Origin of the sequence: Natroniella acetigena, from assembly GCF_023227745.1 — a bacterium.
Classification (GTDB): Bacteria; Bacillota; Halanaerobiia; order Halobacteroidales; family Halobacteroidaceae; genus Natroniella; species Natroniella acetigena.
In genome coordinates this window covers 1-13141 of the sequence record NZ_JALKBX010000065.1, presented here as the reverse complement: position 1 = coordinate 13141, position 13141 = coordinate 1, and the positions used below count along the sequence as shown (strand labels likewise).

General features: G+C 34.9%; 14 protein-coding genes and 6 tRNA genes. 10 read left to right on the top strand and 10 right to left on the bottom strand.

Going from position 1 to position 13141, the window contains the following annotated elements; translation table 11 throughout:
* The 3 genes from MWH25_RS13225 to MWH25_RS11425 all read left to right on the top strand — a co-directional run.
* On the top strand, positions 1-98 hold a 98-nt coding region (locus MWH25_RS13225; RefSeq protein WP_428832827.1), incomplete at its 5' end, for a zinc ribbon domain-containing protein.
* Positions 99-315: 217 nt separating this feature from the next.
* Positions 316-690, top strand: a complete 375-nt coding sequence (locus MWH25_RS11430) for a YccF domain-containing protein (RefSeq protein ID WP_248627782.1) — start codon at positions 316-318, stop codon at positions 688-690.
* A gap of 42 nt (positions 691-732) precedes the next feature.
* Positions 733-1536, top strand: coding sequence for a hypothetical protein (locus tag MWH25_RS11425; protein WP_248627781.1), 804 nt, complete (start codon positions 733-735; stop codon positions 1534-1536).
* A gap of 219 nt (positions 1537-1755) precedes the next feature.
* On the opposite strand, the gene MWH25_RS11420 is transcribed toward MWH25_RS11425, so the two are convergent.
* Positions 1756-1832: transfer RNA gene (locus tag MWH25_RS11420), tRNA-Ile, on the bottom strand.
* Positions 1833-2019: 187 nt separating this feature from the next.
* Here MWH25_RS11420 and MWH25_RS11415 point away from each other — a divergent pair.
* From MWH25_RS11415 to trmL, 5 genes are all read left to right on the top strand, one after another.
* Positions 2020-2511: a superoxide dismutase family protein gene (locus MWH25_RS11415; RefSeq protein WP_248627780.1), complete on the top strand. Its 492-nt coding sequence runs from the start codon at positions 2020-2022 to the stop codon at positions 2509-2511.
* A gap of 165 nt (positions 2512-2676) precedes the next feature.
* Positions 2677-3621, top strand: a complete 945-nt coding sequence (locus MWH25_RS11410) for a DUF362 domain-containing protein (protein WP_248627779.1) — start codon at positions 2677-2679, stop codon at positions 3619-3621.
* 273 nt (positions 3622-3894) lie between these two features.
* Entirely contained in the window at positions 3895-4236 is a 342-nt protein-coding gene (locus MWH25_RS11405; protein ID WP_248627778.1) for an STAS/SEC14 domain-containing protein, read from the top strand.
* Between the two features lie 12 nt (positions 4237-4248).
* Positions 4249-4713 carry a 2-thiouracil desulfurase family protein gene (locus tag MWH25_RS11400; protein WP_248627777.1) on the top strand — a complete coding sequence of 155 codons (465 nt, stop codon included), beginning with the start codon at positions 4249-4251 and terminating at the stop codon, positions 4711-4713.
* Positions 4714-4741: 28 nt separating this feature from the next.
* Positions 4742-5200, top strand: coding sequence for a tRNA (uridine(34)/cytosine(34)/5-carboxymethylaminomethyluridine(34)-2'-O)-methyltransferase TrmL (gene trmL / locus MWH25_RS11395; RefSeq protein WP_248627776.1), 459 nt, complete (start codon positions 4742-4744; stop codon positions 5198-5200).
* A gap of 163 nt (positions 5201-5363) precedes the next feature.
* Here the strand turns inward: trmL and MWH25_RS11390 are convergent.
* The 7 genes from MWH25_RS11390 to MWH25_RS11360 form a co-directional block, all read right to left on the bottom strand.
* Positions 5364-5448, bottom strand: a tRNA-Tyr gene (locus tag MWH25_RS11390).
* Between the two features lie 315 nt (positions 5449-5763).
* Positions 5764-5839, bottom strand: a tRNA-Glu gene (locus MWH25_RS11385).
* A gap of 116 nt (positions 5840-5955) precedes the next feature.
* Positions 5956-6031: transfer RNA gene (locus tag MWH25_RS11380), tRNA-Lys, on the bottom strand.
* Positions 6032-6127: 96 nt separating this feature from the next.
* Positions 6128-6204 (bottom strand) — tRNA-Arg (locus tag MWH25_RS11375).
* A gap of 6 nt (positions 6205-6210) precedes the next feature.
* A tRNA-Pro gene (locus MWH25_RS11370) sits at positions 6211-6287 on the bottom strand.
* 193 nt (positions 6288-6480) lie between these two features.
* Complete coding sequence (locus tag MWH25_RS11365) at positions 6481-6702, bottom strand: NifU family protein (RefSeq protein ID WP_248627775.1); 222 nt, start codon at positions 6700-6702, stop codon at positions 6481-6483.
* Between the two features lie 229 nt (positions 6703-6931).
* Entirely contained in the window at positions 6932-7891 is a 960-nt protein-coding gene (locus tag MWH25_RS11360) for an L-lactate dehydrogenase (protein WP_248627774.1), read from the bottom strand.
* Positions 7892-8158: 267 nt separating this feature from the next.
* Here MWH25_RS11360 and MWH25_RS11355 point away from each other — a divergent pair, with 267 nt between their 5' ends.
* The gene (locus MWH25_RS11355; protein WP_248627773.1) at positions 8159-8542 is read left to right on the top strand and encodes a Fur family transcriptional regulator; all 384 of its coding nucleotides are present in this window, start codon (positions 8159-8161) and stop codon (positions 8540-8542) included.
* 112 nt (positions 8543-8654) lie between these two features.
* Here MWH25_RS11355 and MWH25_RS11350 read toward each other — a convergent pair whose 3' ends face one another.
* Both MWH25_RS11350 and MWH25_RS11345 read right to left on the bottom strand, forming a co-directional pair.
* Complete coding sequence (locus MWH25_RS11350) at positions 8655-10622, bottom strand: SLC13 family permease (RefSeq protein ID WP_248627772.1); 1968 nt, start codon at positions 10620-10622, stop codon at positions 8655-8657.
* Between the two features lie 71 nt (positions 10623-10693).
* Positions 10694-12337 (bottom strand): SulP family inorganic anion transporter, encoded by a 1644-nt coding sequence (locus tag MWH25_RS11345; protein WP_248627771.1) that lies wholly within the window; start codon positions 12335-12337, stop codon positions 10694-10696.
* Positions 12338-12530: 193 nt separating this feature from the next.
* Between MWH25_RS11345 and MWH25_RS11340 the strand changes: the two genes are divergently transcribed.
* A complete protein-coding gene (locus MWH25_RS11340; protein WP_248627770.1) occupies positions 12531-13040 on the top strand; it encodes an NADH-quinone oxidoreductase subunit NuoE family protein in 510 nt (169 codons plus the stop codon).
* Positions 13041-13141: the final 101 nt, after the last annotated feature.

The following is a 13141-nucleotide window of genomic DNA, read 5'->3' as shown; positions in this document are numbered from 1 at the left end:
GGGAATGCCCGAAGTGCCATTCAATTCACGATAGAGATATAAATGCTAGTAAGAACATTTTGCAACAAGGTTTACAATTAAAATTAGCTAGTAGATAGTTTCTATACCGTAGGGCGTACGGAAATTTAAGCCTTTGGAGAACTTGTAAGACCAGTTTACACTTAATCCTTGAGATTAACTGTAAAAAGGCTAGGTTCTATAAATGAGGAATCTGCGTGGGCTTGCTCCGCAGAGCGTCAAAATAGTAATAAGGGCTTAAATTAAAAACAAACTATAATATTTAGCAATTAATCATCGTAGAGAAGGGAGAAACAAATGAAACTTTTAGGAAATTTACTTTGGTTTATCTTGGGTGGTTGGGCAATCTTATTAGAATATCTGTTAGGAGGAATTGCTTTATGTCTGACGGTAGTAGGGATTCCATTTGGAATTCAAGTCATTAAACTATCATTAGTAGCTGCTTGGCCCTTTGGAAAGACAATCGTTTCTACTAGCCATACTACAGGGTTTTTACCATTACTGATGAATCTGGTTTGGTTATTATTTGGAGGGCTTTGGACAGCTTTAACTCATTTGATATTAGCAGTTATATTTGGGATTACTATTATTGGGTTACCCTTTGCAAAACAGCATTTAAAGCTTGCTTCTTTGGCTTTTACTCCATTTAGTAAAAGTTATAAAAAGTATTAGTATTTTAGTAATAATTATTTTTAAAATAGGGGGAGGTAAGTTATGTTAGCAACATTTACCTTAAGAGTGCCAGAATCAAAGCGATTGATTGCTAAGGCAGTTAAGGAATTGCCAGAGGTAAAGAAGGCTTTGCAGCACCATAAAATTATTGTAGCTGGAGGAACAACTAATGCGTATGTAGCTGAGGAGTTAATAGGCGAAGGGTTGAGAAGAGAGTATTATACAGCAGGGACTATAAATCAAGGCCTTCCCTGTGTTACTGATCCAGAGCACAGAATTGAGCCTCTTACTTTAAAAGCAGGTCAAAAACAGGAGCAAGATTGGTTAGATTTTTTAGATTCTTTTGGGAGCGAAGATGTCTTTATTAAGGGGGCCAACGCTTTTGATGCTCAAGGAGTAGCAGGGGTCTTAGCAGCTCATCCTGAAGGAGGAACAGTTGGTTTTTCATTAGGGACTTTAGTGGCTAGAGGTGCTCAGTTAATTATTCCAGTTGGTTTAGAGAAGAGGATAGATTCAGTCCAACGGGCCAGTAAGATGGTAGGGATTGAGCAGATTGATTATTCGTTAGGAAGGAAGGTTGGTTTAATTCCAATCAGTAATGGTAAGATCATTACTGAATTAGAATCATTAGAAATTTTGACTGGAGTTAAGGCAGAGCAGATTGCTGCAGGAGGAATCGGAGATTCAGCTGGGGCAGTGACTTTAGTTATTGAAGGTGAAGAAGAGCAGGTAACAAAAACCATGAGTTTGATTAAAGGGCTTAAAGGAGAACCAGCGTTAGAGGGTAATAGAAGGTCTTGTAGTATTTGTAATGACCAATGCAATCGGGTATTAAATATAGAATAAACCTATTCACTCTACAGATAACAATTATCTGTAGGGTTTTTTATTGTTTAGGAGACTATGCTTTTTAAAGGTTGAGGATAACTTTTTAATTTTACTGTTTTTAAATGGGTTACTTAGACTCAGACTTAACTTAAAATGGGCGATAGCCTATTTTTTTATGTAAGATCAAAAAAACCACTAATTAATAGTGGGTAATTAAAATTTATGATTTGATTTTTATGGTGGACCCGGAGGGATTTGAACCCCCGACTAACCGGTTATGAGCCGGTGGCTCTGACCAACTGAGCTACGGGTCCACGATATATTATTAATTTTACTAGCTATCCGTCATTAATTTGTACTTTGATTTCTGACGACATTTATTAGTATAACTAAAATACTTAAGAATGTCAACAAAAAAATCAAAGTTTTTTTTGTTGTTCTTCTGACACTCTTTAATTTGAGCTAGAATATATATATTAGTAGAGAGGAGGAGGAGCAAAAATGGGCAGAATGAGAGGAATTTTGAGACCAAGACGAGTGGTTCGGGCCAACATTAGGGGCGGCCCTTTGGCGCCACAGATTAGAGGGGTTGCTTATTTTAGATCGGTAGTAGGAGGAACTATGGTCTCAGTTGAGGTTAGAGGATTACCTCCTTATCAACCAGCAACAAATGACAGACCTCCGATTGGCCCGCATGGCTTTCATGTTCATGAGTTTGGTGACTGTACAGTTGGTGATCCTGAAGATCCCTTTCAAGATGCAGGGGGGCATTATGATCCAGATGATCAACCTCATGGTAATCATGCAGGAGATCTACCTAATCTCTTTTCGAATAATGGCTATGCTAAGATGACAGTCTTTACTAATCGTTTTATAGTTGATGAAGTAGTAGATAGGGCAGTTATTATTCATCAGCATCCTAATGATTTTCGTACTCAACCAGCTGGAGCAGCAGGGCCAAGGCTTGCTTGCGGAGTGATAAAATACATTTAATATTGAATATTTAATAATGAATAGTTAAAGAGCAATGAATAATGAAAAGTGAATATTTAATATTAAATAGTAAATAATGAACATTGATAGGGAATTAAATGGTTTTGAATTTCAATTATTAAATGTTAAATATTAGATATTAAATGCTTTCATGGAGGGGTTAAATTGTTAAGGGATAGAAAAATTAATCAACCACAGGTTGCTTTAGGTGAGGGTCTAGAAGGGGATGTAATTTATAATTTACTCGATTTATTAGAGATAAATCAGCAACTGGGCCAACTTAAGCAACAGGAGACGGTGACGATAGTACCCAATTGGGTTAATACCAATGCTCCAGAGACGGGAACTGTTGTTGGCCCTGCTTCTTTACAGAAGTTGATTCAATATGTCAAAGAGCAAGCATCAGCTCGAATTGTAGTAGCAGCTGGTTCAGGGGGAGCAGAGACGACTGATGTATTAAAACAGACTGGGTATCAGGATGTTATTGAGCAGGAAGGGGTAGAATTTATTGATCTCAATTATGGCCCTTATTTGGAGTTTGAGCTTGAACATGATCGAATTGAAACTATCAAGTTGAATAAATTATTAGTTGAAACAGATTTTTTGATCTCCTATACTCAGATCAAACATCATGAAGAAGCTACGGTTTCATTAGGAATTAAGAATGTAGCATTAGCTTGGCCCCCTGCTGAGCTGCATGGTTTTCCTAAGGCTGGACAAGGAATCCATGAAGATCTACATCAGTTCATTACTGCAATGGGTAAATTAATTCCAATTGATCTGACAATTTTAAGTGGAGATCAAGGAATGGTAGGGACTGGCCCGTCTAAAGGAAAACCGGTCAATGCTGATCTGGTTGTAGCGGGAACAGATCCAGTAGCCACTGATGTAGTAGGAGCAAGGTTGTTAGGTTTTAGACAGCAAGCAGTACATTATTTACATAACCTAATTAGAGGAGAAGTAGGCGAGGGAGATCTTCAGCAGATGGAGCTAAAGGGATTACCTTTAAATCAAGCTGAGAAAAAGTTCAGTCAGGCAGCCTATGGACATGAAATTGTACTGGATAAAGATAAATTACTACCTCTTCATTTGAGGGCCAAGGGCAGTTAATAGCTGCTCTTTTTTGTCATTGATGATTGTTTTACTTATTCTTCAATTTAAATTTAGCTATGATCAAAGGTCACTTTCTTCTTATTTAGGAAATTATGCTTTTTATAGGTTGTGGACAACTTTTACTAGTTTGTATTTGTTGGTTTTACTTAAACTGAATGTTAGATTTAAACTGAGTTGCCGGAGGCAACTTTTTTATTGTAGATTAGATAGCACGAAGTTAATAAGCTAGGAATAGATATAAAAGGAGGAAGATAAAGGAGAGGAGTAGAAATGCATAATTTACACTCTGAAAATAATTTGATAGTTATTAAAGGGGGTGAAATTATAAACGGAGGTGAAGCAAAGGATATATGTAACAAGGTTGAAGAATTATTACAGAGAAGGGAGAATAAACAAAGGTTATTATTAGATCTTAGGAAGGTGGACTTGGAAGAAAGCCAATTTGATGTTTTTATTCAATATTTAACTGAAATTGAGGTGGAGAAGATTGCTTTAGTCTTAGACAAATTAATCACTAAATTTAAGTTTAAATTATGGAGTAGAAGATATCGAGATTATGTCCAATTAGAGCAGTTTGATAATTTAGAGGAAGCAAAAAAATGGCTGAAATAAGGAGCAAAATAAATGATTTTAGTAAGTGCTTGTTTATTGGGAGATAATTGTAAATATAATGGCGGGAATAATTATCATCAAGAGATATTTGATTTATTACAAGAAGAAGAGGTAGTTGCTGTCTGTCCAGAAGAGCTTGGTGATTTACTAACCCCTCGTATTCCAGCAGAAATTGTTGGTGGAGATGGAACAGATGTCTTAAATAGGCAAGCTAAGGTGATTAATCAAGAAGGGGAGGATGTTACTTCTAATTTTATTATTGGAGCTAACAGAGTACTTACTATTGTTAATCAAAAAGGGTGTCAGTTGGCAATTTTAAAGGAACGTAGCCCTTCTTGTGGAACTAAATCAATTTATGATGGAACCTTTAGTGGGACTAAGCAACAAGGAGTGGGAGTTACGACAGCAATTCTAGAAGAAACAGGAATTAAAGTCTATAGTGAAGAAGATATTAATCAGCTCAAAACTATAATTTAATAGTTGAGAAGATGGAGGGAGAAAAGTTATGAATGTAGTTTTATTTCAACCAGAGATACCACCTAACACAGGTAATATTGCACGGACTTGTGCTTGTACAGAAGTTGATTTACATTTGATTAGACCCTTAGGATTTTCTACAGATGAGAAGGCTGTACGACGAGCAGGGTTAGACTACTGGGATAAACTGAATATTTATTATTATGATAACTTAGAAGAGCTATTTACTAAATATTTTGAACATAATTTCTATTTTGCTACTAATTTTACTGAAAAACATTATACAGATGTAGAGTATAGGGCTGATGATTTTTTGGTTTTTGGAAAAGAGACTGCTGGTTTTCCTGAAGGTATTCTAGAAGAGCATGCTGAAAATTGTATTAGGATCCCAATGAAGGAGGGGATTAGATCCCTTAATTTAGCTAACTCTGTAGCGATCGTCTTATATGAGGCTTTACGACAGACTGGATTTGCTAATTTAGTTTAATCATATTAGCTAGAGCTTTAGGCTCTAGCTTTTTTTATTATTAGGGAAATTATGTTTTTAAAGATTTGCTTAACCTTAGGCTTGGCTTTAGACTATGGGCCGAAGGTCATTTTTTATGTAGCAATAAAAAAAGACTGGTTTAATAACCAGTTTGTAATAAAAATGGTGGAGGGGGAAGGATTCGAACCTTCGAAGGCGTCGCCGGCAGATTTACAGTCTGCTCCCTTTGGCCACTCGGGAACCCCTCCAAATATTTAATTAATATTTAAGATTTAACATTGAATAGTTAAAAACAAATTTCAAAATCTTAATTATTTTATTTCTAAACTATCAATTGTTCTTGTTACTATCTCTTCGAGTTTTCAAGAGCAAAAACTCTCCGTGGTCGATAGATAAAGTTAAAACGTAAAGGTACTATCTCTAAATTAAGATTGATTAATAACGTTAAAGATTGGTACCCTTTCGAGTCTTAAAGAACAAGACTCTCCATGGATAGAGAAAATTCATCTCTATTATTAAATCTTATTGCTTAATATCAATTTAGCAATAAGATTTAGTTGCATTGGTACCCCCAAGGGGATTCGAACCCCTGTCGCCAGGATGAAAACCTGGTATCCTAGGCCACTAGACGATGGGGGCCTAACTATTTAATATTTAATATCTAATACTGAATAGTTTAAAAACTTAAATTCAAATTCTTTTATGCTTCTGAATTTTAATTATTAAATATTCATTATTCAATATTAAATGCTTTTTGGTGAGCCATGGAGGAGTCGAACCTCCGACACCCTGATTAAAAGTCAGGTGCTCTACCAGCTGAGCTAATGGCCCTCAAGTTCAATTAATATTTAATATCTAATATTGAATAGTTTTAAAAACTTGAATTTAATTATTAAATATTAATTATTCACTATTCAATGCTTTTAATGGCGCGCCCGGGAGGAATCGAACCCCCAACCTCCAGATTCGAAGTCTGTCACTCTATCCAGTTGAGCTACAGGCGCATAAAATGGTCGGAGCAGCAGGATTTGAACCTGCGACCCCCTGGTCCCAAACCAGGTGCGCTACCAAACTGCGCCATGCTCCGACGTATGCAAGTTATTTATTCGACAATTGATATTATAACTAACTTAGTGAGAGATGTCAAGAAAAAAACAAAAAAATTTTTTCTCCCTCAATTGATGCGACAATTAGTAATATATCATTCTTTATCTAGTTTGTCAATTAAAAATTAAAATTTTTATGGATGAGATAGTTCCCACCCATAAAAACTTTATCTTTTAAACAGCTTGTACCTCTTTAACTTCTGGAATTTCTTTTTTAAGTCTCTTTTCGATTCCCATTTTAAGAGTCATCTGAGACATTGGACATCCAGCACAAGCGCCTTGTAATTCAACTTTAACGATTCCTTCATCAGTAATATCTATTAAAGCAACATCACCACCGTCTGCTTGGAGAGATGGTCTAACTTTATCTAGAACTTCTTCGATTTTTTCCTTCATTAACTGTCACCTCCTTTTAACCACACTAGTCTTCTCAGCTAAATTAAAACCTGTTACTACAGTGCTTCGCAGATAACTATATTTTTCTGTACCCCCGTCTTAGTGTACAATTTACAAGGTGCAATTGACAGTTAAAATCATACATTTTAAACACCAAACCCATCAATATTTTCTTCTAGCTGAGAGTATTCTATACAATTATTATTTCTAGATTGGATTTAAGATTCCTTTATAGATTTAAATTTTTAGTAATTTCTTGTAAGGTTTTTGCTGATTTAACGAAAGTTTCTCTTTCTTGGGGTTGTAAATCTAAATTGAGGACCCGATCAATACCTGAAGAATTAATAACAGTAGGTAGGCTTAAGCAGATATCTTCCACTCCATATTCTCCATGAAGTAAAGTTGAAACAGTTAAGACTGAATTTTCATCTCGTAATATGCTACGAACTATTTTAGAAATTGCTAAAGCTATTGCATAGAAAGTAGAGCCTTTCTTTTCAATGATTTTATAGGCAGCATTTTTAACTTGAGTGGCTATCTGCTCTTGATTATCTCTTGTACAGGTTTCTTCACAGACAGGGCAATAATCATCTAAGTTGGTTCCTGCTATATTGGTTAGACTCCAAGCAGCAACTTTGCTATCTCCATGCTCACCGATAATATAGCCATGCACATTATTGGTAGCTATATTACAACTCTCGCTGAGTAGTGTTCTAAAGCGAGAACTATCTAAGACTGTACCAGAGCCGAAGACTCTTTCTTTAGGAAAGCCTGATAATTTTAGGGTGACATATGTTAAAATATCGACTGGATTGCTGATGATTAATAAGATACAATTATCATTATATTCAGTAATCTGTGGGATCATCTCTTTGAAGATTGCAACATTCTTATCGACCAAATCCAGTCTGGTTTCATCAGGCTTCTGCTTGGCCCCTGCTGTAATAATAATGATTTCGGCATCTTTACAATCTGAGTAATCTCCTGCATAAACTTTAACAGGATTTACAAAAGAAGAACCATGGTTTAAATCCATTGCTTCGCCTTCAGCTTTCTGTTTATTGATATCGACTAAGACTATTTCGGAACCAATACCTTTAATCATTAGGGCATAAGCTGTAGTAGCTCCAACTCCACCAGCACCAATAATTGCAATTTTATTTGGGTCATTATTTTGTTGTGGACTCATAATTATCCCTCCTAATTGTTAGTATTAACAATTAATTTAATCTTACTAATTTAAATTAAGGATAATTATAAAAAGTGTCAGTGTCTGTAATCCGTGTCAGTAAAAATCAAGTTCAAAATCTTTATGATTTAAAGGGGTTATCGGGTTTGAACTTCACAGACACAGACACAGATTACTGACACTGTATATTAATACAGATTGACAGTTGTCGAAATTATTGCTATACTTTAATTAAGAATTATTATTACTATAAAAGATGAGTAAAAGATGGCTAAAAAGAGAAGAATGACCAAGCAAAGGAAGAAAATTTTAGAAGTGTTAAGAAGTACTACTTCTCATCCAACAGCAGACTGGATCTATGAACAAGTGAAGAAAGATATTCCTAATGTTAGTCTGGGTACTATTTATCGTAATTTAAATGTGTTACGAGAAATGGATGAGCTTATGGAATTGAATTATGGCAGTAGTTATAGCCGTTTTGATGGTAATCCTGAAAACCATTATCATTTTAGTTGTTTAGAATGTGGAAAGGTAATGGATGTGGAGATGGAAGTTAAGACAGAAATGAATCAGCAGGTTGCTGAAAAAATTGGGGGAGAAGTTGAGAGTCATCGTAGTGAGTTTTTTGGGTATTGCTCTGACTGTAAATAGTCTTGATTAGAAATGGTATAAGTTAGCTTACTAATTAATTGGGAAGCTAGCTTATACCATTTTTTATTGTTATTTAGACTTAATCTGAAATGGGCGATAGCCCATTTTGTTCTTAAACTCCCCAGAATAAGTAGATGAATAGAGGAGTAGCAATGGCCAATAATAATTGTAAGGGAGCTCCAATGATCATAAAGTCTTTAAATTTGTAACCTCCAGGGCCATAGACCATTAAATTGGTTTGATAACCTATTGGAGTAAGAAAAGCTGTACTAGCAGCAAAGGTTACTACTAGAACAAAAGAAAAAGGGTTGACCCCTAATTGTAGGGCTGCGTCTACTGCTATAGGAATCATTAAGATTACACTGGCATTATTACTGATGATATTAGTTAAGGTAGCAGTGAGTATATAAAAGATACCTAAAGCGATCAAGGGTGAAAAAGAGTCAATTACAGTTAATAATTGCTGAGCAATATAGCGGGCTGTTCCAGTTTTCTCTAAAGCAACTCCTAAAGGAATTAGACTGGCTAATAAGAAGATAACTTCCCAATTAACTGCTTCATACATTTCATTTGGTTTTACACAATCAGTAAGCACCATTGCGATTACACCAGTAAGGGCCGAGATAACGATTGGCATAACTTCAAGGACGGCTAGAGCAATTACAGCACTAATAATACCTAAAGCGATTGGAATTTTGGATTGACGATAATCAGTAGGATTTATCTCATCAGCAATAATAAAGTTGCGATTGTGACGTAATCTTTCTAGGGTCTTTTCGGTGACTAATAGTAATAATACATCCCCAGCCTTAAAGGTGATATCTTTCATTCTATTATGGGCCAACTTACTACCCCGTCTGACAGCTAAGACAGTTGTATCATAACGATCCAAAAAGTTGATTTCAGATAATGTCTGTTCTTCTAGAAAAGAACCATGAGTTACGACCGTTTCTATTAACTTTTGACCTTCTGTTGGATTTTCTAATTTTTCTTCTGTAACCTTATCCTGTTCTGGAATCATTTTCAATCCTTCCGTCTCGATCATTTTCAGCAATGTTTCACGATTAGTTCTAATTATTAGATGATCTGCTGGCTGTAGAGTCTTAGCATCTAATGGCTCCATAAATTGCTTTCCAGAGCGAATAATTTGAACTAAATCCATATCAAAGTCAAGTTGCTCAATGGCTTGGCTCACAACCTTTCCGCTCAGAGGAGAGTTTTCTTCAATTACTACTTCAGTCAAATAATTTATCATTTCATACTCTTCAATTAGATCATTATATTGATTAGGATCAATTCTTTCTGGGATTAAGTAACGACCTACTGTAAGCAAATAAATTGAACCGATTAATAGGATTATAAATCCTAATTGAGTAAATTCAAACATTGAAAAAGAATGTCCAATCAAGCGAGCAGAGATATCACTCGCCAATAAGTTGGTTGAAGTTCCAATTAAAGTTAACATTCCACCCATCATTGAAGCATAAGAGAGGGGGATCAATAATTTAGAAGGTGATATCTTAGTCTTACGGGCCAAGTTTGTAATCATTGGAATAAAGATTGCGACTACTGGTGTATTATTGATAATACCAGCAATTGGTCCTGCTAACCCCACAATGATCCCTAATTGGCGCGATTCATCTTCAGATGTCAGTTGAACTATTTTATCACCAAGGATTTGTACCAAACCGCTGCGTTGGATTCCTTCACTTAAAATAAACATGGTCAGTACAGTAATTGTAGCTGGATTAGCAAAACCTAATAATGCTTGCTCGACCGAGATGTGGGTCCAAGGTTCCAATAAGACTAAAATTATTGGGATTGTAAGGGCAATGATATCTACTCTAATTGGCTCCCATAAAAATAAAAAGACGGCTAAGATGACTAAACTACTAACAATGATCATATTGCTAGTTATTTCTTTAGTTGTAGAGGAAGCTGTTTGCAATGTAGATTCTTCTAATTGGCTACTATTAATTGTAGATGCATTAGCTTGTTGTATAGTTGAACTAAGGATTAAAGTGGATAGTATTAATAAAATAGTTAGATAAAGCAACTTTCTTTGTGAATTTTTTATCAATAATATTCCTCCTTTCTCCACAGTTGAGTGTTGAAACTGACTTGAAGATGTTCTCTGATTTAAATTAGCGATTATTCATTATTTGCTACTTTTTGGATTGCTTGCTTAGTAGAAGAGAAGATCTGTTGATTGGCTAAAAAGATATTTTCTTTGTTGACTTTGTCAAGGGTTCCTGCCTGTTGCAGTGCTTTTAATAGTTCCTCATCAACTCCACAGAATAATACTTTGCCTCCATGTTTATAGACCTTGTCAATGAATTTTTCTAATTCTTGAATTGAAGTAATATCAATATGATCAAGATATCTAGTCCTAATTACAAAAGCTTTATTTTCGGTGAAACTTTGATTTAATTTATCTTTTAAATTTTCTGCTGAATTAAATTGTAAATTCCCGGCTAAATTGATCAAAATATAGTCATCTTCTTTGATATTAGCAAGCGGTTCTTGATCTGAGAAATCGTTTTCCCCTTGTTGTTCGTAACTCAGATGGGAATAATGAACATCACTTGTATTCTTCAAAACTATAATGATAGATACTATAACTCCTACATAAACTGCATAATCCAATCGAGGAGCTAAAATTGTAGTGATGAATGTTACAGAAAACATGACAGCATCAGCATTAGTAGTCTTAAAGCTTTGTAGTATTTCTTTGCTTTCAATCATTGAACAGGCCACTACAATTACTAAGGCAGCTAAGCCAGAAATAGGAATATATCTTACTACTGGATTGAATAATAAGATTACAAGAATAAAGGAAATAGCAGTAATTAATTGTGAAATTCTTGTTTTGGCCCCAGCAGTATAATTAATAAATGATTTTGTGAAAGAGCCAGCAATGGCAAATCCACTAAATAAAGAGCAACAGATATTTATTAATCCTTGCCCTATAAACTCTTGATTTAATTTAGCTTTTTGTTCAGTCTTTTTTTCAAATGACTTAGCTATAGAGATAACTTGAATGAATCCTAAAAGTGCTATTGATAATGCTGAACTGAACAACTCTTGCATTAGATTAAAATTGAGCTTAATGGGTCTGAATTTAGGCAAGGAAGTAGTAAAATTGTCAACTACAGCTACTGATTCTCTCAGGTTAAAGATATAAACTAAACAGATAGAGATTATAACCCCTGTCAAGTATGAAGGAAGATTTAAACTACTCTTTTTGATAACGATGATTATGATTATAGTTAAAAGCCCTATCAAGAGAGAATAGGGGTTGGTTGCTTTAAGGTTAATTATTATATTATAGAGTTTTGAAAAGATATTGACTCCATTTTCAACTTTTAAGCCCAATAAGTTATCTAATTGACCGATGCCGATAATTAGAGCTACTCCAAAGGTTAATCCGGTAATTACAGGGTGAGATACATAAGTAACCAAATCGCCTAATTTAAGTAAACCTAATAAGACTTGAATAATTCCTACCATAAAAGTTAGTAATAATACGCCTTCTAGGTAGCTAATCTCTTCTAATGAAGTTAGATTACTGGCAATGGCAAGTGCCATCATATTGGTTGGCCCGGCGATCATATAATTAGAAACTCCTACAAAAGTAGCAGTAATCATAGCTACTATTGAAGTGTAAAGACCATAAATTGGGTTGACACCAGCAATTAGAGCATAGGCCATACTTTGTGGTAGAGCAACACTTGCAACAGATAAACCGGCCGATAAGTCATCTTTTAAAGTATTAAGGTTATAGTTTTTGATCATTTTTATTGCCTTAAGCCCCTCCTAGGAAAATTTTTTATTTAATTTTATTTACTAGTTCTGTCAATACTATTAATCAAAGATTAAACCAAGATGTAATTATATTATAATTGATCTTAAAATTAACTTCAAGAAGATCACTAGAGTAGAGTATAAAAATAAAATTTAGAACAAATAATAATCAGGAGGAGCTATTATGAATCAGCAGCAAACTGAAACAATTGCAAAGATATTTATTACTAGAGGAGAAGAGAAGCAATATAGAGAGTTAGAAGATTTATTAGCAACTGCTCAACAAGGTGATTCAAATCTAATAGATATATTACACCAAGCTCAAAATATATTTGGTTATTTACCACGCAGAGTTCAGGTAAGGGTGGCTGAAAAAATGGAGATTCCCTTTAGCAAAGTCTATAGTGTCGTCAGTTTTTATTCATTATTTTCGACAACTAAAAGAGGTAAATATACAATCGAAGTTTGTACAGGTACTGCTTGTTATGTTAAGGGCAGTCAGGATATATTAGATCAGATAAATGATGAGTTGGGTATTGAACCTGGTCAAACAAGTGAAGATGATAGGTTTACATTACAAGATACACGTTGTGTTGGAGCTTGTGGGATGGCTCCAGTTGTGATTATTGGTGATGATGTTCATGGGAGGGTCAAGTCCGAGCAAGTGTCGGAGTTATTGAGTCAATATGATTAATTACAATTATGTGTAACTTTTGCCTAGAACCATGAGGGAGATTTCTCGTTCTGAAAGATTTTTTCTGAGCTTCTAAGATTCGTCTGCGAATAAATAAGAGC

Excerpts from the sequence above, each read along its gene's own strand:
- MWH25_RS11430 (WP_248627782.1), top strand. The coding sequence starts at position 316 with ATGAAACTTTTAGGAAATTTACTTTGGTTTATCTTGGGTGGTTGGGCA.
- MWH25_RS11425 (WP_248627781.1), top strand. The coding sequence starts at position 733 with ATGTTAGCAACATTTACCTTAAGAGTGCCAGAATCAAAGCGATTGATT.
- MWH25_RS11415 (WP_248627780.1), top strand. The coding sequence starts at position 2,020 with ATGGGCAGAATGAGAGGAATTTTGAGACCAAGACGAGTGGTTCGGGCC.
- MWH25_RS11405 (WP_248627778.1), top strand. The coding sequence starts at position 3,895 with ATGCATAATTTACACTCTGAAAATAATTTGATAGTTATTAAAGGGGGT.
- MWH25_RS11400 (WP_248627777.1), top strand. The coding sequence starts at position 4,249 with ATGATTTTAGTAAGTGCTTGTTTATTGGGAGATAATTGTAAATATAAT.
- trmL (WP_248627776.1), top strand. The coding sequence starts at position 4,742 with ATGAATGTAGTTTTATTTCAACCAGAGATACCACCTAACACAGGTAAT.
- MWH25_RS11365 (WP_248627775.1), bottom strand. The coding sequence starts at position 6,702 with ATGAAGGAAAAAATCGAAGAAGTTCTAGATAAAGTTAGACCATCTCTC.
- MWH25_RS11360 (WP_248627774.1), bottom strand. The coding sequence starts at position 7,891 with ATGAGTCCACAACAAAATAATGACCCAAATAAAATTGCAATTATTGGT.
- MWH25_RS11355 (WP_248627773.1), top strand. The coding sequence starts at position 8,159 with ATGGCTAAAAAGAGAAGAATGACCAAGCAAAGGAAGAAAATTTTAGAA.
- MWH25_RS11345 (WP_248627771.1), bottom strand. The coding sequence starts at position 12,337 with ATGATCAAAAACTATAACCTTAATACTTTAAAAGATGACTTATCGGCC.
- MWH25_RS11340 (WP_248627770.1), top strand. The coding sequence starts at position 12,531 with ATGAATCAGCAGCAAACTGAAACAATTGCAAAGATATTTATTACTAGA.